Raw genomic sequence first — 19,081 nt, forward strand, 5'->3', positions numbered from 1 at the left:
TTACAATTTTGTGATCTACTTCAACAAAAAACCGCACATAAAGTGCGGTCTGTTTTATCTGAGTTTTCTTAGAAACTTAAGAATGGCGTAATTTTTTCAATTGTAGCTTCACCGATACCATCAATATTAGAAAGCTCAGCAGCACTTTTGATTTTGCCCACTTTGTTACGGTAATCAATAATCGCTTGTGCTTTTTTCTCACCGATACCAGAAAGTTTTTGTAATGTTTCTGCATCCGCTTTATTGATGTTTACTTTTGCAGAAGAAGCCACTTTCTCTTTTGCTGACTCTTTTGTTGAAGTCGCTTTTTCTTTCACTTCTTTTACTTTATCTGCGGCTTTTGTTTTTGCTTCAGATGCTTTTTCTTTCGCATTATCTTTAACTGAATTGAATTTTTCAGTGGCTTTGTCTTTAATTGACGGTTGATTATTCTCAGTCGCTTTTTCTTTTAAAGCAGATGCTTTCTCTTTTACCGCATCTTTTGCAGAAGTTGCTTTATCTTTCACTGCATCTTTCGCGGAAGTCGCTTTTTCTTTAGCGGTATTAACTTTATCCAATGCGTTTGATTTCGTTGAGCTCGCACTATCCGTCATTGATTTAAGCTTATCATTTGCCGCATTTTTCACATCAGCTTTTGTACTTTCAACCATTGATTTTGAATTAGTTACGACTGATTCTTTTGTTGGTAATACAGATGTATTCGTTGCCAATGCAGAACCAGATACGGCTAATGCAAGTGATGTTAATGTTAAAAGTGATTTTAAAGATTTCATAAAAACTCCTGTTTTGTTATTAATGGGCTCGACAAGCGAACCTGTATGCTAAGACTTATCTTAAGAAAATTAGTTCAAAACAAAAAAACGCCCCTAATAAGGAGCGTCTTTAAATTTAATGCTGACTAATCATCGCTTGAGAAGATAGAAAGTAATCTTAATAAGCTGATGAATAAGTTGTAAATTGACACATAAATACTCACTGTTGCACGAATGTAGTTTGTTTCGCCACCGTGAATAATATTGCTGGTTTCATAGAGGATTGTCATTGTTGAGAATACCACAAACAATGCACTGATCCCTACCGCTAGTGCTGGAATTTGGAAGAAGAAGCTTGCCACAATTCCTAACAATAACACGATAAATAATGAGAAAATTGCGGTAGAAAGGAAAGACATATCTTTCTTCGTTGTTAGCACGTAAGCTGAACAAGCAAAAAAGACGATTGCTGTACCTGCGAAAGCAAGCATAATCAAATCTTCCATTCCTCTCGCCACATACATATTTAAAATTGGCCCAATGGTATAGCCCATAAACCCAGTGAACGCGAACGCTGCCAAGATCCCCCACGCACTATTTGCTAAACGATTTGTGACAAAAAGTAAACCGTAAAAACCCACAAGTAACACGATAAGATTTGGATAAGGCAAGTTTAAGCTCATAGAGATATAAGCAACAACTGCCGAAAATGCCATCGTTAATCCCAATAAGAAATAGGTGTTACGTAGCACTTTATGTGTGCTAAGTAGTGATTCTTCCTGTGAATTAACAACAATGCGAGATTGCATAAAAGCTCCTTATTTTACAAAGAATAAAGTTGATGAAACATCAATCCGTAAAGTAAGGGCTATAGGTCAAAAAGTCAATGGTAAATCAAGAATTTGTTTTAATTTTTAAATTTAGGAAGGTAAAAGTGCGGTCAACTTTTAAAGTTATTTTTTATATGCGTTATAGTGAATAAATTAACTTACTCAACAAGCTGAATTACATTATAATGAGCATTCTATTTACTCCACATCATGGACACTATATGAACAGCAAAAAATCTTATCTCGCTATTTTTGGCATCATTCTCGCAGTTGGATTGATGGCATCAGCGTTTATCTTAGGTAATCAATTTAAAAATTTACGCCAGACCGGCTCTATTTCAGTTAAGGGCTTGGCAGAAAGTCATTACACCTCAACACAAGGAACATGGGTTATTCGTGTAAGCGGTTGGGGCCCAACATATAATGATGCAATGGCAGCGAATCAAAAAAACTTGAATGAAGCCGTTCGTTTCCTTAAAGCACAAGGTTTCGCTGATGAAAATCGAGAAATTACAGAATTAGATGTTTCTACTCATACTGACTATTATGAAAATGAAAAAGGTGAAACCAAAAGTAGAGACAATGGCTTTGATGCTTCAAGAGCAATCAGAATTTCAACCAAAGAACTGACTAAGTTACAAAAAGCACTCACCAATATTCACCAATTAGTTGCCAACAACCAAGACATTAGTTTTGGTGATCCAAACTATTACTTAGAAAATCTTGAACAAATTAAACGTGAATTAATTTCAAAAGCCACACAAGATGCACATGTTCGTGCTGAAGAGTTTGCGAAAACCAGTAATGTAAAAGTTGGTGTATTAAAATCCGCTTCTCAAGGGCCATTTTACATTCAAGCGCCAAATCCCGATGCAGATGATTCTAGCGATTACACTGGTAGCTACGACACAAGCACGATTGAGAAAAAAGCACGCTTAGTCGTCACTATTGAATATGCCATTGAATAATTGTTTAATATAACCAAACATTTATAAGAACAAAGTGCGGTCAATTTCATCATTAAATTCGACCGCACTTTCTTTTAACAAGGAATAAGCTATGCAACTCCCTACTCTACAATCCGCAAAATTAATTCGCCGCTATAAGCGTTTTTTGACTGATATTGAATTACCAAATGGCGAAGTGATCACGATTCATTGTGCAAATACTGGCGCAATGACTGGCTGTGGTGAAAAAGGTGATACCGTTTGGTACTCTCATTCTGATAGCCAAACTCGCAAATATCCACACAGTTGGGAATTAACGCAATTAACAAATGGCCAACTTGTTTGTATTAACACGCACAGATCCAATCAGTTAGTCTTTGAAGCCTTGCAAAATAAACAAATCAAAGAACTCGCTATGTATGATGAAATTTATCCTGAAGTGAAATATGGTGAAGAAAATAGCCGTATCGACTTCTTGCTTAAAGGTGAAGGCTTGCCAGATTGTTATGTTGAAGTGAAATCCATCACCTTCGTAAAAGGTACATTAGGAATGTTTCCCGATGCGGTGACTACTCGTGGACAAAAACATGTTCGTGAGCTTTTAGCCATGAAAAAACAAGGACATCGAGCGGTTGTCCTCTTTGCTGGATTACATAATGGTTTCGATCGTTTTAAAATCGCTGAGTTTGTAGATCCTGAATATGATCGCCTTTTAAAAGACGCCAAATCTCAGGGCGTTGAAGCTTATGCTTATGCGGGAAAATTTGAAATCTCAGATGGAATTCCGACCGCACTTTCTCTCACAGAAAGTGTACCTTACATCAATTAAAAAAATAATTGAGAATTATTTGCATTTTGTTATTGACAAGGTATTTGATAATAGTTATCATCTAGCCATTCCAAAAACAAACAGATAATCACTCCAACTTCACGCCTATTTCCCCACAAATAGGCGTTTTTTTTCATCTCAATCTTTTCATTTCAGCCATATTCTCTATAATGTAGCCTTTAATATTAAAATAACATTAGGAAATAGAATGACTGATATTAATACCGTTCTCGCAGAACTAAAACGCGGTACTGATGAGATTCTTTCTGAAGCGGATTTAATCGAAAAACTGAAAGAAAATCGCCCTCTTAAAATTAAACTTGGTGCAGACCCTACTGCTCCGGATATTCACTTAGGGCATACCGTGGTATTAAACAAACTTCGTCAATTCCAACAATTAGGCCACGAAGTCTATTTCTTAATTGGTGATTTCACGGGTATGGTCGGCGACCCATCGGGCAAAAATACCACTCGCCCACCGCTTAGTCGCGAAGATGTGCTTCGCAATGCAGAAACCTATAAAGAACAGATTTACAAAATTCTAGACCCACAAAAAACGAAAATCGTATTCAACTCTGAATGGTTGGGTAAATTGGGTACTGAAGGAATGATCCGTTTAGCAAGTAACTACACCGTAGCGCGTATGCTAGAACGTGATGACTTCAAAAAACGTTTTGGTAACAACCAACCTATCGCAATTCACGAATTTATTTATCCTTTATTACAAGGTCATGACTCTGTTGCTTTAGAAGCTGACGTGGAACTTGGTGGTACAGACCAAAAATTCAACTTACTTGTTGGTCGTGAATTACAAAAATCAGCCGGTCAGAAACCACAAGTAGCGATTACGCTTCCATTACTTGTTGGTTTAGACGGTGAGAAGAAAATGTCTAAATCATTAGGCAACTACATCGGCGTGACAGATGCACCAAGCGATATGTTCGGTAAAATCATGTCGATCTCGGATGAATTAATGTGGGATTGGTATAACTTACTTTCTTTCCGTCCACTCACTGAAATTGCAGAATTAAAAGCAGAAGTAGCAAATGGTAAAAACCCACGTGATGTGAAGATTTTACTAGCGAAAGAGATCATTGCACGTTTCCATGATGAAGCGGCTGCAGAAGCAGCTGAACAAGAATTTATTAACCGTTTCCAAAAAGGTGCGATGCCGGATGAAATGCCTGAATTCACCTTTGAAGGCGAAATTGGTTTAGCCACCTTATTAAAAGAAGCAGGACTGGTTCCTTCTACTTCTGAAGCGATTCGCTCAGCGAAGCAAGGTGGAGTGAAAATCAATGGCGAAAAAGTCGAAGACATGAAAGCCAATGCACCAAAAGGTACAAATGTTTACCAAGTCGGTAAACGTAAGTTTGCACGCGTAACCATCGCATAAAACACCTATGAAAATGACCGCTCTTTTTAAGTGCGGTTATTTTTTAACTGATATCCACAATAGAAGGAAAATAATATGAGCCAAAAAATCTGGGTAACTGGCGATGCGGTTGTCGATCTTATTCCTGACGGTGAAAATCATTATTTACGTTGTGCCGGTGGCGCCCCTGCAAATGTGGCTGTTGGCGTAGCACGTTTAGGTAGTCCAAGTGCCTTTATTGGTCGCGTAGGTAACGATCCCCTTGGCCAATTTATGCAAGACACCTTAAATGCGGAAAATGTGAATACACAACATATGATTTTAGATCCGCAACATCGCACCTCTACGGTTGTAGTTGGCTTAGATAATGGCGAACGTAGTTTTACCTTTATGGTAAACCCAAGTGCGGATCAGTTCTTACAAGCCAGTGATTTACCGCCTTTCCAACAAGGTGAATGGCTACATTGCTGCTCTATTGCGCTGATTAATAATCCATCTCGCGAAGCCACTTTTGAAGCAATTCGTCGTATTAAAGCTGCTGGTGGTTTCTTCTCTTTCGATCCAAATCTACGTGAATCACTTTGGTCAAGCTTAGAAGAAATGAAAACCGTGGTCATGGAAGCCGTTGCATTGGCTGACGTATTGAAATTCTCTGAAGAAGAATTAACGCTTTTAACCAATACTGACAGCCTTGAAAAAGCCTTTGAAAAAGTGACCGCACTTTATCCTGAAAAATTGATTATCGTGACTTTAGGTAAAGATGGTGCACTCTATCACTTAGAAGGTAAGAAAGATGTGATTTCTGGAAAACCCTTACAGCCTGTTGATACAACGGGTGCTGGCGATGCCTTCGTTGGTGGTCTGCTTGCAGGTCTTTCACAGCATCCAAACTGGAAGGAAAATGATGTGCTTGTGCAAATTATCCGTCAAGCCAATGCTTGTGGTGCCCTTGCTACAACAGCAAAAGGGGCGATGTCTGCGCTACCCAATAAAGCACAATTAGCAGCGTTCCTAGCCAACTAAGGATTAAAGGTGCAAATTATTGCACCTTTGATACCCGATCACATTAACGAGGCACGATCACGATGATTATTTTCAATAATGGCAAATACAAAAGCATCCTAGCAGCAGAGAAAGGCGAACTCGCAGAAATTGCTGAAACCGTGCAAAAAGACAAAGATTTTCGACCGCACCTTCATATTGCCCCACCAACAGGCTTAATGAATGATCCGAATGGTTTGATCTTTGATGGTGAAAAGTATCATCTGTTCTACCAATGGTTTCCATTCGATGCAATTCACGGGATGAAACATTGGAAGCATTTAATCACGAAAGATTTCCAACATTATCAATCAGCAGATGATCTGGTTCCTTGCGAGCTTTTTGAGTCTCACGGCTGTTATTCTGGTGGCGCTTTGAAAGTTGGTGACAAATTGGCCATGTTCTATACCGGCAATACTCGTCGACCAAGTGATAATCAACGCGTACCTTATCAAAATTTAGCAATTTTCAATCTTAATGGGAAATTGCTTAGCAAACGTCCGTTAATTGAAAATGCACCTGAAGGTTATACGGAGCATGTTCGCGACCCGAAACCGTATTTTACTGAAGACGGAAAAATCCGTTTTATCTGTGGTGCACAGCGAGAAAACCTCACAGGAACAGCCATTATTTTTGAAATGGACAATCTTGAAGATACGCCTCGTTTATTAGGCGAGCTTTCCTTACCCGCTTTTGATAATAAAAACGTGTTTATGTGGGAATGCCCTGACCTATTGAAGCTCGGTGATAAAGATGTGTTTATTTGGTCGCCACAAGGTAAAGATCGGGAAGCACATCAATTCCAAAATAATTATCATGCGACTTATGCTGTGGGTAAATTAACGGATTTAACCTTTGAAGCAGAATATATCGGCGAATTAGATCAGGGTTTTGATTTCTACGCACCACAAACGTTTGGCGGCTTAGATAATCAAACTTGTGCTGTGCTTTTCGGTTGGATTGGTTTGCCAGATTTAACTTACCCAACAGATAAATTTAAATGGCATTCTGCTTTAACCTTGCCAAGAGAATTGCGCTTAGAAGGCACAAAAATTTATCAACGTCCGATTGCTAAAATAGACGAAAATCTGACCGCACTTTCAGCGCTTCATTTCGATGAGAAAGCGGATATTGCCAATTTAGATCGTGCGTATCTTAAATTTGAGGTAAATAACCAAGCCTTTGACTTAACCTTCTTCCAAAATGAAAAAGGACAATCACTGCATCTATCTTACGAAAATGGTTTGATTTGCTTAGATCGCAGTCAAAGCGAACAAACCGAATTAATGGAGAAATTCGATACGAAACGTTTCTGCGAAATTGAAAATTTGCAGACCGTTGAAATCTTCTTTGATCGCTCAATTATTGAAATTTTCTTGAATCACGGTGAAAAAGTCATGACATCAAGATTTTTCATTGAGAACAGAGAGAATACAATAACCAGCAATCGCCCGTTAGATTTAATGATCGGTTATTTACCGGCTATTCAATATATTTAAAAGGTTTTTATGAAACAAACTCATTTCAATTTATACAAGATGAGCAAAAATGTCCTTTTTGCTTTAACGGCTTTTTCATTAGTCGCCTGTACGACAACACCAAGTGAACCGCAAAAAAATACAGAACATTGGGCAACGCTAATCAGCGAACAGGAAAATTTATATCAGATTGATAATAAATTTTACCGTAGTGAGCAATTAGAGCCGCAATCTGAAACATTATTAAATAAGTTGAATATTCACACGATTGTGAATTTACGCTTTTTTGACCGTAATGATGATAAACAAGCATTTGGCCATACTAAGATCAATTTGATTAATACCCCATTACTAACTTGGTCGATCAGTCCCGATGAAGTGGCTGATATTCTGTGGCAAATCAAACAACATCAAAAAAACGGTGCGGTTTTAGTGCATTGTTATCATGGCGCTGACAGGACTGGCTTAATTGTTGCAAGCTACCGTGTGATTTATCAAAATTGGGATCTCAATGAAGCCAAACGTGAAATGCAACAAGGCCCTTACGGCTATCATTCTGTTTGGAAAAATATTGATAATTTCTTCACGCAAGAAAATATGGCTAAGATCAAAGCTGAATTAGATAAACGTTCTAACGCAACAAAATAAAACATGAAAGTGCGGTTAAAATTAACCGCACTTTTATTTCCAACTATGTTCTTTTATTAAAATTAATGACTATGTTTGTTCAACAACAAAACGCAACGCCATCCAATATTGTGGCGTTCAATTTTCTATTGATTGCCTTTTTAACGGGGATTGCATCTGCATTTCAAACGCCGACCTTGAGTTTATATCTCTCTCAAGAGATTCAAGTTTCACCTTTTTTTGTGGGTTTGTTCTATTCAGTCAATGCCATTATTGGCATTATCTTGAGCCAAATTCTCGCAAAATATTCTGATAAGCAAGATGACCGTCGCAAAGTGATGATTGTTTGCTGTTTAATTGCTGTGCTTGGCTGTCTGATTTTTGCTTATAGCCGAAATTATTATGTGTTAATTATTATCGGCACAACGCTATTAGGGCTAGGTTCATCCGCTAATCCGCAATCTTTTGCTTTAGCGCGAGAATATGCTGAAAGTAGTCATCGTGAAGCGGTGATGTTCACCACAATTATGCGAACTCAAATCTCATTGGCTTGGATTGTTGGGCCACCACTTTCCTTTTTCATTGCCTTAAACTGGGGCTTTGATTACATGTATTTGGTGGCAGGTTCTGCCTTTTTACTGTGTGCAGGCGTCAGCAAATTATTGCCGAAAATTCCTCGTCAAAGTGCGGTTAAAAATCAAGAGGTTTTAGACAATACGCCACCAAGAAAAAGTGTGATTTACTTGTTCATCGCTAATCTATTGCTTTGGACCTGTAACAGCATGTATCTCATTAATATGCCATTATTTGTGATTAATGAATTACATTTAGACAAAGAACTGGCAGGAACATTAATGGGGACGGCTGCAGGCTTGGAAATTCCTGTGATGATTTTGGCGGGCTATCTCACCAAATATTTCAGTAAAAAGCGCTTGATGATGATTGCTTTAGTTTCAGGTCTCGCCTTCTATTCAAGTTTATTATTCGCTGAGCAAACTTGGCAGCTTATCGGATTGCAAATGCTTAATGCGATTTTTATTGGTATTACCGCTACGATTGGGATGGTGTATTTCCAAGATTTAATGCCGACTAAAATGGGCACTGCCACCACCTTATTTAGTAATGCAGCAAAAAGTAGTTGGATTATCGGAGGACCTATTGCGGGTATTATTGCGGAAATTTGGCATTACAACTCTGTTTTTTATGTCGCTGTGGCACTAATTTTTATCAGCGTAGGCTGTATGTGGAAAGTCAAATCGGTTTGATTAAAATAAAAAAGAGCGGTCAATTTTGATCGCTCTTTTGCTTTCTATTATCTTATCGCCATGCTTTGAATTGGTTAATCAATCCATTGGTTGAGCTATCATGGCTTGAAACATTCTCTTTGTCTGCCAATTCAGGAAGAATTCGATTTGCTAATTGTTTACCTAATTCCACGCCCCATTGGTCGAAACTAAAGATATTGAAAATCACACCTTGTGCAAAAATCTTGTGTTCGTACATTGCAATTAATGCGCCAAGAACAAATGGTGTCATTTTTTGCACTAAAATAGAGTTGGTCGGTTTGTTACCTGTAAAGACCTTAAATGGCACAATGTCTTTTACCTCATCTAAAGATTTACCCGCTTTCACAAATTCTGCTTCGACTTCTTCTTTGGTTTTACCGAAAGCAAGTGCTTCAGTTTGTGCAAAGAAGTTTGATAACAATTTGCTGTGGTGATCACCTAGTGGATTATGGCTTTGTGCCGGCGCGATAAAGTCACAAGGGATTAACATCGTACCTTGGTGAATCAATTGATAGAACGCATGCTGACCATTTGTACCCGGTTCCCCCCAAATAATTGGGCCAGTTTGATAATCACGGATAACATCGCCATTACGATCGACATATTTACCGTTTGATTCCATGTTACCTTGTTGGAAATAAGCCGCAAAACGGTGTAAATATTGGTCATAAGGTAAAATTGCTTCAGTTTGTGCACCAAGGAAGTTAGTATTCCATAAGCCTACTAACGCTAATGTCGCTGGGATATTTTTTTCTAATGGTGCAGTACGGAAATGTTTATCCATTTCATGCGCACCACTTAATAGTGCTTCAAAATTATCAAAGCCGATTGAAAGTGCGATTGAAAGACCGATTGCAGACCATAAAGAATAACGGCCACCAACCCAATCCCAGAACTCAAACATATTGTTTGTATCAATACCAAATTCTGCTACCGCTTTACCGTTGGTCGAAAGTGCAGCAAAGTGTTTTGCCACCGCGCTGTTATCTTTCGCTGCCGCCAATAACCAATCACGTGCAGAATTCGCATTGGTCATAGTTTCTTGTGTGGTAAAGGTTTTAGATGCGACTAAGAAAAGTGTGGTTTCAGGATTTACTTTTTTCAACGTTTCAGCGATATGTGTACCATCTACGTTTGAAACGAAGTGCATATTCAAGTGATTTTTATAAGGACGAAGCGCTTCAGTCACCATATAAGGCCCCAAGTCTGAACCACCGATACCAATATTCACTACATCAGTAATCGCTTTTCCTGTATAACCTTTCCACTCACCTGAAATCACACGATCACAGAACGCGCTCATTTTCGCTAATACTGCATTCACTTCCGGCATCACATCTTTGCCATCTACATAGACAGGTGTATTTGAACGGTTACGAAGTGCGGTATGTAATACGGCTCGATTTTCTGTACGATTAATTTTCTCACCTGTAAACATAGCATTAATTGCTTCATCTAATGCAGATTCTTTGGCTAATTGACGAAGCAATTTGAGGGTTTCTTGGTTAATTTTATTTTTTGAAAAATCCACTAAGATTTGATTTTCAAAATTTAAAGAATAATCGTTAAAACGATTTTGTTCTTGTTTGAACAAATCAGCAATCGTGGTATTAGCCAGCTGAGATTGATGAGCTTCAAGTGCTTTCCAAGCTTGTGTATTGGTTGGGTTGATGTTTTTCATGAATATTTCCTTTTAAAAATTGAATTCTTTACATTTTTGCTTTCTTACAAAAACAATTAATCGACATATTCTGTTATAACACGAGGCGTTAATTTTGTAATCAGTTCATAGCTTAAAATACCACTGTATTTAGCTACCGTTTCAATTGGTAATTCCTTACCCCATAAAATTACTTCATCACCGACTTTATCTTGGCTATCTGCGCCTAAATCTACCGTCAACATATCCATTGAAACTCGACCAACAATAGGAACAATACGACCATTTAGATAAACTGGCGTACCCTCCGGCACATCACGCGGATATCCATCACCATAACCAATGGCAACCACGCCAATTTTAGTATCTTTCGGACTCGTCCAAATACCGCCATAGCCAACAGGCTCCCCTTTTTTATGATCACGTACAGCAAGCAAAGATGACGTTAAATTCATCACGGGAGTTAAACCAAATTCAGCACCGACAGTATCTGTTGGTGAAATGCCGTACATAATAATCCCTGGGCGAATACAATCTAAATGGGCTTCTGGCCAGAATAAAATCCCGCCTGATGCGGCAATGGTTCGCTCTCCCTCTTTATTTTTTGTGGCTTGAAGAAAACGATCTAACTGAACTTGAGTGTAATCTGAATCTAACTCATCAGCACGGCTAAAATGACTCACAAAACCTAAGTGCGGTTGAATTTGAGGAAGTTTTTTCAGCTCTTGATAAAAATAATCCACTTCATCAAGCGACACACCTAAACGGTGCATACCAGTATCAATTTTTAACCAGACTTTAATTGGACTTGGTACTACAGCTCGTTTTAATGCTTCAAGCTGTTCGCGGTTATGTACCACCGTCTCAATATTATTTACTGCAATAATAGGCAGATCTTTTTCATCGAAAAAGCCTTCTAGCAATAAGATCGGTTTAATAATACCGTTGGAGCGTAAAGATAACGCCTCTTCCAAACGTGCTACAGCAAAACAATCCACCATGCTTTCTAAAGCGGATGAGACAAACACCACACCGTGACCATATGCGTTTGCTTTTACCACGGCAATAATTTTGCTGTGTGGTGCTTTTTCTTTAATAACTTGTAAATTATGTTTTAGGGCAAGCGAACTGATTTTCGCTGTTGCCGGTTTTACGTTCATTTTTCTAATCCGTTATCTCTTGCCTAATAATCATCTCTGTATTCACGCTGTTCGGCAAGGTTATCAAAGCGTGAGAATTGACCGTTAAATGCTAAACGTACACGACCAATCGGACCGTTACGTTGTTTACCAATAATGATTTCAGCAACCCCTTTATCTTCAGAATTATCGTTATATACTTCGTCACGATAAATAAACATAATCAAGTCAGCATCCTGCTCAATAGAGCCTGATTCACGCAAGTCCGAGTTTACTGGGCGTTTATCTGCACGTTGCTCCAAAGTACGGTTAAGCTGGGAAAGAGCTACAACGGGGACTTCTAATTCTTTCGCTAATGCTTTTAACGAACGGGAAATCTCAGCAATCTCTAAGGTTCGGTTGTCTGAGAATGCCGGTGCACGCATTAACTGAAGGTAATCCACCATAATCATGCTCAAACCATTGTTTTCGCGGTACACACGACGTGCTCGAGAGCGCAATTCTGTTGGAGTTAAACCTGATGAATCATCAATATAAAGATTATTTTTTTGTTTAAACATCCCAAACACGCTGGCAATTTTGCTCCATTCCGTTTCATCCAAATTTTGACCAGTACGAATTTTGGTTTGGTCCACGCGAGCAAGAGAGGCAATCATACGCATCATGATTTGTTCCGCAGGCATCTCTAAACTGAATACCAACACAGGCTTATCACTTGCCATGGCGGCATTTTCACAAAGGTTCATAGCAAACGTGGTTTTACCCATAGAAGGACGTGCAGCAACAATGATGAGGTCTGAAGGTTGTAGCCCTGCTGTTTTCTTATCTAAGTCAACAAAGCCCGTTGTGACCCCTGTCACACCGCTATGATTTTCAAGCTTACTTAAGGTATCAATTCGAGCAATGGTACTTTCCAACACGCTGATCACATTTTGTGGCCCTTCAGTTGAAGAACTGCGTTTTTCAGCAATAGCGAACACTTCTCTCTCGGCTTCATCCAACACCATTTTGATGTCTTTGCCTTTCGGAGAATAGCTATTTTCTGCGATACGATTTCCCACAGCAATAAGCTCACGCAAAATCGCTTTTTCACGCACGATTTCAGCATAAGCCAAAATATTAATGGCATTTGGCGTATTATTAGAAAGATCCGCTAAATAAGCAAAACCGCCTACAGAATCACTAATACCTTTCGCTTTAAGGGCTTGATCAAGGGTGATTAAATCAATCGGTGTTTGGTTACGCATTAATTCTTCCATGGTTTGGAAGATTGCTTTATGTGCAAAAGTATAAAAATCCTCAGCAATTACTCTTTCAGCAATACCATCCCAATGTTGATTACTCAACATAATGCCACCAAGTACAGCTTGTTCGGCTTCAGTGGAATGAGGCGGGATGCTAACTTGTTCAGTTTTCTGATCTGGAGATTGGATTTGTCTTTGTGAGGCCATAAGGATTTCAATTTAAACTAAAAACTATGCTTATGATACCGCAAATACGAGGTGGTTTTAAGAAAAAAGTGCGGTCAATATTTTCAATATTTTAGATATAAAAAAACGGTGGAAAAATCCACCGCTCTTTTTTATTCATGAATGTTGATTATTCAACAGTTAAAGTACGACAAACGTTAGTTGTACCTTCTGACTCATCACCTTGTGTTAATAAAACAACATCACCAGAAACTAAATAACCTTTTTCTTTTAATAGGTTAATCGCTGCTTTTGCACCCGCAGAGCTACGAGATTCACCATCAAAATGAACTGGTGTCACGCCGCGATATAATGCACAACGGTTTAATGTTTCTTGAACACGAGAAAGTGCAAAGATTGGTAAACCTGAACTGATACGCGACATTAATAATGGTGTACGACCAGAGTGGCTTAATGTAATAATTGCTGCAATGCCGCTTAAGTGGTTTGCTGCATACATTGCAGACATTGCGACAGATTCTTCAATATCTCTGAATTCACGATCTAAACGGTGTTTAGAAATATTGATGCTTGGCATTTTTTCTGCACCTAAACATACGCGTGCCATTGTTGCCACAGTCTCAGCTGGATATTGCCCTGCTGCAGTTTCTGCTGAAAGCATTACCGCGTCAGTACCATCCAATACCGCATTTGCCACATCCATCACTTCTGCACGAGTAGGCATTGGGTTGCTGATCATTGATTCCATCATTTGAGTTGCAGTAATAACCGCACGGTTTAATTGACGTGAACGACGAATTAATTTTTTCTGTACGCCAACTAATTCTGGGTCACCAATTTCAACACCTAAGTCACCACGCGCAACCATGATTACATCAGAAGCCAGGATAATATCATCCATTGCTGCTTCATCAACAACCGTTTCAGCACGTTCAACTTTAGCAACGATTTTCGCGTCTAAACCTGCTTGTTTTGCTAATTCACGCGCATAGTTTAAATCTGCACTTGAACGAGGGAAAGATACAGCTAAGTAATCTACACCGATACGTGCAGCTGTGATGATATCTGCTTTATCTTTTTCAGTTAATGCATCTGCAGATAAACCACCGCCTAATTTGTTGATCCCTTTATTGTTTGATAATGGACCACCAACTGTCACTTCAGTAAATACTTTTGCACCATCAGTAGAAAGGACTTTTAATTGAACACGGCCATCATCTAATAAAAGAATATCGCCAGGAACAACATCTTGTGGAAGAGTTTTATAGTCTAGACCAACAGCTTCTTGATTACCCTCACCTTTTGGTAATTCCGCATCAAGAATAAATTTATCGCCAACATTTAAGAAAATTTTGCCGTCTTTAAAAGTAGAAACACGAATTTTAGGACCTTGTAAGTCACCTAAAATTGCCACGGTTTTACCTAATTTTTTCGCGATCGAACGAACACGCTCAGCACGCTCAATATGATCATCTGGTGTACCGTGAGAAAAGTTCATACGTACAACATTAGCGCCTGCTGCGATAATTTTTTCAAGATTGTTATCGCGGTCTGTAGCTGGACCCATTGTACATACAATCTTCGTTCTTCTTAATTTTCTAGACATTATCTAAACTCCACAAATAGTTACAATTTAAAAAAGCTTTTTTAATTTCGGCTCATCCGAGATAAAAACCGTCGCGCATTATACGCTTAAACCACTGCAAAATCAAAACAAGCACTGAGAGTTTTTGCAACAAATTTTGGTTATTTTTTTAGCAGCTAAATTTAACTTAAAACAAATCCCCTTGTTTTCATCGTTAAAACTGTTTATCATCTGCCACATCTTTTACGCGACTATAGCTCAGTTGGTTAGAGCACCACCTTGACATGGTGGGGGTCACTGGTTCGAGTCCAGCTAGTCGCACCATTTACCCTAAACACAGCCCCGTGAAACTACTCGCGGGGTTTTGTTTTTCCTAGTATTTTCAAGGCTTCTCAGCCCTTTCACTTATCGTCACTAATCGGATTTAATTGTCTTTAACCGCACTTTTTAGTAACAAGTTTAGTAACAAGGTGATAAACTTCAAAAAATCTTGTTACTAAAACTAAGGAAAAATGATGCCTCGTGTTACTAAACCGCTCACAAATACCGAAGTAGATAAGGCGAAAACAAAGGATAAAGAATACAATCTAAGTGATGGTAACGGTCTTTTTTTACGTATTAAGCCTACTGGTGCTAAGGCTTGGATTTTTAATTATTATCACCCAGTAACAAATAAGCGCACATCTTTTACTATTGGAACTTATCCAGCTATAACACTTGCGCAAGCTCGTCAAAAACGCGAAGAATATCGCGCCCTACTCGCTCAAAGTATCGATCCGCAAGAATACATAAAAGAACAAGAACTTATCAAAAACGCTCAGAACGAAAATACTTTCTATAAAGTCGCTTTACTTTGGAAAGAAAAAAGAAGTAAAGAAATTGAGCCTATGACAATGGAAAAGAATTGGGCAAGATTAGAAAACTATCTATTCCCTACTCTTGGGAATTACCCTATCGATCAGATTACTTCCCCTTTATTGATTAAAACTGTTCGGCCATTAAATGAAAAAGGTTTCAATGATACGCTGCACCGTTTATTAAACCTCGCTAATCAGATTTTAAATTATGCGGTAACAATAGGATTTATTTCGTTTAATTCTTGCTTGAAAGCATCTGATGCTTACCATAAAGAGTCTCAAAAACATCACCCGGCAATCAAACCGGAAGAACTACCGAAACTATTACAAGACTTCAAAAATTCAAGTAGAGATCATCTAACAAAGGTTTTGTTCCGCTGGCAATTACTTTCCATGGTTCGTCCAGCTGAGGCGGTTTCTGTTGAATGGTCTGAAATTGATTTCGATAAGAAACTATGGATTATTCCAGCAATTAAAATGAAAAAAACAAGACAAGGGCAATTTCCTCACATTGTTCCGCTTTCATCTTTAATGCTTAAGATTTTAGAAGAATTGAAACCTATAACAGGCGATGACAAATTCGTATTTTCTCACTATCACAAGCCTAACCAATCAGCTAGTAAAGAGCTAATAGCTAACGCATTGAGAAAAATAGGCTACAAAGGAATTCAAGATGCTCACGGATTGAGATCGATAGCTAGAACGTTTTTAGAAGATCAGCAAGTTGATTTCCGTATTGCTGAAAGTTGTCTTGCTCATAGCATTGGGAATAAAACAAGTCAGGCGTATAACCGTTACGATTATGTAGAACTCCGCCGCCCTGTGATGCAATTATGGAGTGATTTTGTGGAGCGATGCGAAAAAGAAAGCGTGTGAATGAGCGGCGTGTAAAAAATATTACAAAAATTGGTTCGCCTGTTCACCTTGCCAATTTTACCTTTTATTTCATATGGTTACGGGTGAATAGGTGAACATTATTGTTCACCCTAATTGTTCACCTTTTAAGAGAAAAGCATAAAAAAAGGGGCTTTCGCCCCTATTTCCTAGTTTATGAATTGAACTCACTTTGGAACTCATCATAGTTTTTGAAGTGAACATTGGAGCGATATCCAAATTTTCCTTTAACTTTGAAGAATTCGAATTTATTTTTATGCTGCGCAAATCCTTGCTTTAATGAATTTGAGAAGTTTCTCAAAGTAAGAGTATTTGAGATTCCACTTGCAGCCGTAAATGCTAAGTATGCCGGATAGAGGTGCGTTCTTGCCTTACCACCTAGATTAGCATTTCCTATATACAAACCGTCATTCTGTGGCGTAGTATAAAAGTAGCCGCAAAATTCGGTGATATGGTCAGATTCGCTTTTTATTTCTAAAGCCTCATCACTTGTTTGTTGCTCTCTTAAAGCGGCCTTAGCGGTTTCAGGCTGTTCAAAGGTATGTATTAGTTTGTAAATAATACCCCCTACTTCCCCCTCAATCTTATCCATGAAATTAGGGTCTCGCTCGTTTTCAGGTACTACTTTGTCAAAGTGAAAGATTACCCTTCTTCGCTCAATCCCACCGCTACGCTCTGTAAATCTAGTCGCCTCATTATTAACGATTAAGACTACTGCGGGAATAACCGCTTTAAATTTAGTGCGGTGTTTTGGGTCAATATTCACAGGGTCGCCCCCTGTAATACTTTTCAATCCACCACCATCACCACCATAACGCGATTGTTCAGGGCAAATTAGCAAAGTTTTACCTACAAAGCTTTCTCGGCCACGCGGTTCATCTAAATCCACTAAGCGCCCGCTTTCTGTGTTCTGCTCACCAGCTAATAAAGTGGCAATATTAGCAAAAACAGATTTACCACTACCGCCATCGCCTGTTACTTCAAAGAATAATTGCCAGTCATTGCGATTAGTTAAAACTGCGTATAAAGCCGCTAGAATAGCGTTCTTTTTGCTTTCTTTACCACCGCTTACAAACTCTAACCATTTATCAAAATATGGCGTATTTTGCGCTGAATTTAGATATTCATGCGGAATATAAGACATTAGCCAGTTTTCCCGATAATGGGGCAAGAACTCTAACGTAGTGCGGTTTAAAGTGCCATTATTGAAAGCAATCAATTCTTGTGCCTGTGTTCCCATTTTAGGGGATTGAATTTTGATTGTATCAATGATGCTTTCTATTGAACGCGCGCTATAATTGAAGTCCTGTTCATCAAAGAAGGCTACTGCACTATCTAAGAACTCAAACTTATCTACTAACTGCCAGCTTATGCCGTCATAGCGATATAATTCTCGGTCTTTTGGGTTTAATGCTAAATCCATATTTAGCCACTTCGTCAAGGCTCGTGCTTTCTTATTTACCCCGTCATTTTCTTTCAGTTTTTCGGGTGGAGCTAATTGCGTTGCTAAATCAGCGGTCTTTTTATCGGTTCGCAAGCGTTGAATGTAAGAGCTTAAATCCTCTTTCACTTGCGCGGCCGCATCAATGAGTTTCACCTCTCTAGCCGAAGTGTTTTTTGCTAAATTCTGACAAATTGCGGTGATTTCCTCCTGTTTTAATTCGCCATATTGAGCAATCTTCACTAACTGCTGATCTTCTTTAGCTATACGCGTTGAAGAAATTTTGCTTAATTGATCCTTGCCTAGAATAACTGGTTTCTGATTACTTTCTAGACCATCCACCAACGAACATAATAAGAGCCATTCTTCACCTTTTCCGTCATCCCATGCTTTCCATGCTTTAGAGCCAGCTAGCACAAATAAATCGGAATAAGGTTCATGCGGTTGATCCGCAAGGTGCGGAGCATTAATTAATCGAGCCATTATTCACCCCTTTAATCACTCCGTTTTCAATATCACTGATGCGCATTAACACAATATTTTGAAAATATGAGAGCGTTTCAACTAATGAATTAACCAGGCTAATTTTTAATAATCTATCAACAATTTGGTCGTTTGTTAGTTCTGATACTATTTTCTCTGGATTTAAAGAGGGTGGAACTGGAGCTAATTGTAATAAATGCTTATTTGCCGCTAATAATTCATCGTGAAGAGTTTTTAACTCCTCAATATTATCAGCAGGATAATCAAATAACTGCTCTGCTAATACTTCTATCGCACTAGTCATATAAGGGAAAGATGAGTTAAATGCTTCACCTTCATCTTTTTTCATATTCTGATAACTAATTGCGATCGCTTTTAACTCAATAGGAGTTAGTTTTGAATAATCTAGTTTTTGATTCATATCCAT

Annotated in this window: 16 protein-coding genes and 1 tRNA gene; 9 read left to right on the top strand and 8 right to left on the bottom strand. The window is 38.6% G+C overall.

Annotated elements, in window-relative coordinates; all coding sequences use genetic code 11:
- Positions 1 to 68: 68 nt before the first annotated feature.
- Together A9500_RS09815 and A9500_RS09820 are read right to left on the bottom strand one after the other, a co-directional pair.
- Positions 69 to 773: a helix-hairpin-helix domain-containing protein gene (locus A9500_RS09815; RefSeq protein WP_065244795.1), complete on the bottom strand. Its 705-nt coding sequence runs from the start codon at positions 771 to 773 to the stop codon at positions 69 to 71.
- A 125-nt stretch (positions 774 to 898) separates the two neighbouring features.
- A complete protein-coding gene (locus A9500_RS09820; protein WP_005699490.1) occupies positions 899 to 1,561 on the bottom strand; it encodes a Bax inhibitor-1/YccA family protein in 663 nt (220 codons plus the stop codon).
- A 242-nt stretch (positions 1,562 to 1,803) separates the two neighbouring features.
- Here A9500_RS09820 and A9500_RS09825 point away from each other — a divergent pair, with 242 nt between their 5' ends.
- The 7 genes from A9500_RS09825 to A9500_RS09855 all read left to right on the top strand — a co-directional run bounded on the left by A9500_RS09825 (position 1,804) and on the right by A9500_RS09855 (position 9,144).
- Positions 1,804 to 2,550, top strand: coding sequence for an SIMPL domain-containing protein (locus tag A9500_RS09825; RefSeq protein ID WP_049366926.1), 747 nt, complete (start codon positions 1,804 to 1,806; stop codon positions 2,548 to 2,550).
- A 91-nt stretch (positions 2,551 to 2,641) separates the two neighbouring features.
- A complete protein-coding gene (gene sfsA / locus A9500_RS09830) occupies positions 2,642 to 3,358 on the top strand; it encodes a DNA/RNA nuclease SfsA (protein ID WP_065244796.1) in 717 nt (238 codons plus the stop codon).
- A gap of 208 nt (positions 3,359 to 3,566) precedes the next feature.
- Complete coding sequence (gene tyrS, locus A9500_RS09835) at positions 3,567 to 4,754, top strand: tyrosine--tRNA ligase (protein ID WP_005695949.1); 1,188 nt, start codon at positions 3,567 to 3,569, stop codon at positions 4,752 to 4,754.
- A 75-nt stretch (positions 4,755 to 4,829) separates the two neighbouring features.
- Positions 4,830 to 5,756: an aminoimidazole riboside kinase gene (locus A9500_RS09840; protein WP_065244797.1), complete on the top strand. Its 927-nt coding sequence runs from the start codon at positions 4,830 to 4,832 to the stop codon at positions 5,754 to 5,756.
- A 62-nt stretch (positions 5,757 to 5,818) separates the two neighbouring features.
- On the top strand, positions 5,819 to 7,273 hold the full coding sequence (locus tag A9500_RS09845; RefSeq protein ID WP_065244798.1) for a glycoside hydrolase family 32 protein: 1,455 nt from the start codon (positions 5,819 to 5,821) through the stop codon (positions 7,271 to 7,273).
- A 9-nt stretch (positions 7,274 to 7,282) separates the two neighbouring features.
- Positions 7,283 to 7,900, top strand: coding sequence for a dual specificity protein phosphatase family protein (locus A9500_RS09850; protein ID WP_065244799.1), 618 nt, complete (start codon positions 7,283 to 7,285; stop codon positions 7,898 to 7,900).
- Between the two features lie 71 nt (positions 7,901 to 7,971).
- Positions 7,972 to 9,144: an MFS transporter gene (locus A9500_RS09855; RefSeq protein ID WP_143421599.1), complete on the top strand. Its 1,173-nt coding sequence runs from the start codon at positions 7,972 to 7,974 to the stop codon at positions 9,142 to 9,144.
- 52 nt (positions 9,145 to 9,196) lie between these two features.
- Here A9500_RS09855 and pgi read toward each other — a convergent pair whose 3' ends face one another.
- The 4 genes from pgi to pyk form a co-directional block, all read right to left on the bottom strand.
- Positions 9,197 to 10,846, bottom strand: coding sequence for a glucose-6-phosphate isomerase (gene pgi, locus A9500_RS09860; protein WP_065244801.1), 1,650 nt, complete (start codon positions 10,844 to 10,846; stop codon positions 9,197 to 9,199).
- 56 nt (positions 10,847 to 10,902) lie between these two features.
- Positions 10,903 to 11,985 (bottom strand): alanine racemase, encoded by a 1,083-nt coding sequence (gene alr / locus A9500_RS09865; protein ID WP_065244802.1) that lies wholly within the window; start codon positions 11,983 to 11,985, stop codon positions 10,903 to 10,905.
- 23 nt (positions 11,986 to 12,008) lie between these two features.
- A complete protein-coding gene (locus tag A9500_RS09870; RefSeq protein ID WP_065244803.1) occupies positions 12,009 to 13,415 on the bottom strand; it encodes a replicative DNA helicase in 1,407 nt (468 codons plus the stop codon).
- Between the two features lie 148 nt (positions 13,416 to 13,563).
- Positions 13,564 to 15,000 carry a pyruvate kinase gene (gene pyk, locus A9500_RS09875; RefSeq protein ID WP_049374316.1) on the bottom strand — a complete coding sequence of 479 codons (1,437 nt, stop codon included), beginning with the start codon at positions 14,998 to 15,000 and terminating at the stop codon, positions 13,564 to 13,566.
- Positions 15,001 to 15,226: 226 nt separating this feature from the next.
- On the opposite strand from pyk, the gene A9500_RS09880 reads away from it, so the two are divergent.
- Positions 15,227 to 15,303, top strand: a tRNA-Val gene (locus A9500_RS09880).
- 191 nt (positions 15,304 to 15,494) lie between these two features.
- Positions 15,495 to 16,712 carry an integrase arm-type DNA-binding domain-containing protein gene (locus A9500_RS09885; protein ID WP_065244804.1) on the top strand — a complete coding sequence of 406 codons (1,218 nt, stop codon included), beginning with the start codon at positions 15,495 to 15,497 and terminating at the stop codon, positions 16,710 to 16,712.
- 172 nt (positions 16,713 to 16,884) lie between these two features.
- On the opposite strand, the gene A9500_RS09890 is transcribed toward A9500_RS09885, so the two are convergent.
- Together A9500_RS09890 and A9500_RS09895 are read right to left on the bottom strand one after the other, a co-directional pair.
- On the bottom strand, positions 16,885 to 18,654 hold the full coding sequence (locus A9500_RS09890) for a phage/plasmid primase, P4 family (protein WP_065244805.1): 1,770 nt from the start codon (positions 18,652 to 18,654) through the stop codon (positions 16,885 to 16,887).
- A complete protein-coding gene (locus A9500_RS09895) occupies positions 18,638 to 19,081 on the bottom strand; it encodes a hypothetical protein (RefSeq protein WP_049381862.1) in 444 nt (147 codons plus the stop codon). Before A9500_RS09895 ends, A9500_RS09890 begins: the two co-directional genes overlap by 17 nt.

Source organism: Haemophilus sp. CCUG 60358, assembly GCF_001679485.1.
Taxonomy (GTDB): Bacteria; Pseudomonadota; Gammaproteobacteria; order Enterobacterales; family Pasteurellaceae; genus Haemophilus_D.

Bases quoted from the DNA above. Each gene is read 5' to 3' on its own strand.
- A9500_RS09850 (WP_065244799.1), top strand. From the start codon at position 7,283: ATGAAACAAACTCATTTCAATTTATACAAGATGAGCAAAAATGTCCTT.
- pgi (WP_065244801.1), bottom strand. From the start codon at position 10,846: ATGAAAAACATCAACCCAACCAATACACAAGCTTGGAAAGCACTTGAA.
- pyk (WP_049374316.1), bottom strand. From the start codon at position 15,000: ATGTCTAGAAAATTAAGAAGAACGAAGATTGTATGTACAATGGGTCCA.
- A9500_RS09820 (WP_005699490.1), bottom strand. From the start codon at position 1,561: ATGCAATCTCGCATTGTTGTTAATTCACAGGAAGAATCACTACTTAGC.
- A9500_RS09895 (WP_049381862.1), bottom strand. From the start codon at position 19,081: ATGGATATGAATCAAAAACTAGATTATTCAAAACTAACTCCTATTGAG.
- A9500_RS09815 (WP_065244795.1), bottom strand. From the start codon at position 773: ATGAAATCTTTAAAATCACTTTTAACATTAACATCACTTGCATTAGCC.
- A9500_RS09870 (WP_065244803.1), bottom strand. From the start codon at position 13,415: ATGGCCTCACAAAGACAAATCCAATCTCCAGATCAGAAAACTGAACAA.
- alr (WP_065244802.1), bottom strand. From the start codon at position 11,985: ATGAACGTAAAACCGGCAACAGCGAAAATCAGTTCGCTTGCCCTAAAA.
- tyrS (WP_005695949.1), top strand. From the start codon at position 3,567: ATGACTGATATTAATACCGTTCTCGCAGAACTAAAACGCGGTACTGAT.
- A9500_RS09840 (WP_065244797.1), top strand. From the start codon at position 4,830: ATGAGCCAAAAAATCTGGGTAACTGGCGATGCGGTTGTCGATCTTATT.
- A9500_RS09825 (WP_049366926.1), top strand. From the start codon at position 1,804: ATGAACAGCAAAAAATCTTATCTCGCTATTTTTGGCATCATTCTCGCA.
- A9500_RS09890 (WP_065244805.1), bottom strand. From the start codon at position 18,654: ATGGCTCGATTAATTAATGCTCCGCACCTTGCGGATCAACCGCATGAA.
- A9500_RS09845 (WP_065244798.1), top strand. From the start codon at position 5,819: ATGATTATTTTCAATAATGGCAAATACAAAAGCATCCTAGCAGCAGAG.
- A9500_RS09855 (WP_143421599.1), top strand. From the start codon at position 7,972: ATGTTTGTTCAACAACAAAACGCAACGCCATCCAATATTGTGGCGTTC.
- sfsA (WP_065244796.1), top strand. From the start codon at position 2,642: ATGCAACTCCCTACTCTACAATCCGCAAAATTAATTCGCCGCTATAAG.
- A9500_RS09885 (WP_065244804.1), top strand. From the start codon at position 15,495: ATGCCTCGTGTTACTAAACCGCTCACAAATACCGAAGTAGATAAGGCG.